We start from the raw sequence: 1,366 nt of genomic DNA, 5'->3' as shown, positions 1-1,366 counted from the left end.
TAACTGGTCTGGGGAACAAACATCTCGAGATGCTCGATTGGCATTCACTCAAGCGGGGATACCTACCTATCGTACGCCGGAAAGCGCGGTCGTTGCTTACATGCACCTCGTTGAATACAGGCGAAATCAGAAACAGTTGATGGAAACGCCAACAACAGCAGAGCCGCTGCACTCAGGTAGCGTAAATTCTGCAAAAGAATGGGTAGATGAACGACTACTGGATAAAAACACAGTCACACTGGATACACACCAAACTAGCCCACTATTTAAGCTCTTTGGCTTTAATGTTTTGCCTACTTGGATAGCATCGGATGAAATCGAAGCTGTTCACATGGCAGAAAATATTGGATACCCGGTCGCCGTGAAGCTTCGCTCTCCTGATATTCCTCACAAATCAGACGTACACGGCGTGGCGCTTAATTTGAGAAATAGTCGAGAAGTTTCTAACGCTGCACAATCGATTTTAGATACCGTCAAATTCAGTTACCCATCTGCAAACGTACACGGCCTGCTAGTTCAAGGCATGGCGAAGCTTGGCAGCGCGGAAGAGTTGCGAATCAGTATCGCGGTTGACAAGGTATTTGGGCCTGTCATTTTACTTGGTCAAGGTGGATCTGAATGGAACATCGCTCAAGATGCGGTGGCCGCCCTGCCTCCTTTGAATATGACGCTTGCACGCTATTTAGTCGTGGTTGCATTAAAGTCCGGGAAGATCCGTCTTCAGAAACACAAAGATGCGCTCGATATCACTGAGCTGTCAAAATTCTTAGTTCGTATTTCGCAAATGGCGGTTGAGTTACCTGAAATACAAAAACTGGATATCCATCCAGTATTGGTGTCTGGAGATGACTTAACCATACTTGATGCTGATGTGACGCTTTGCAAATATGAAGGTGACGCTCAAAAACGACTGGCTATTCGCCCTTTCCCTGCTGAATTTGTTGAAACTGTGACACTGCGTGATGGTCAACCAATCCTTCTTCGTCCAATTCTTCCTGAAGATGAGCCACTCCACGCTCAGTTCATCAATAGTGTATCTAAAGAAGATCTCTATAAACGGTTCTTCTCAGAGGTTGGTGAGTTCAATCACGAAGCTTTAGCTAATTTTACTCAAATTGACTACGACCGAGAAATGGCCTTTGTCGCAGTAGCATTCGATAAAAGTGGACCGTCGATCATTGGTGTCGCGCGTGCGCTGATCACGCCAGACAACAGTGATGCTGAATTTGCGATTTTGGTTCGCTCAGATTTGAAAGGAAAAGGATTAGGAAAAATCTTGATGGAGAAGATCATCAGCTATTGCAAAATTAAAGGCACGAAACAAATGTCAGGTATGACGATGCCTACCAATCGAGGGATGCTGATG

At 45.5% G+C, this 1,366-nt stretch carries 1 protein-coding gene; it reads left to right on the top strand.

The window, feature by feature from the left end:
* The coding region (locus tag R7Q47_RS24675) for a GNAT family N-acetyltransferase (RefSeq protein WP_318089893.1) at positions 1–1,366 on the top strand (1,366 nt) is incomplete at both ends.

The organism is Vibrio sp. Vb0349, from assembly GCF_033338975.1.
Note: the sequence above shows the minus strand (reverse complement) of the source record. Positions and strands in the feature narration are given on the sequence as shown.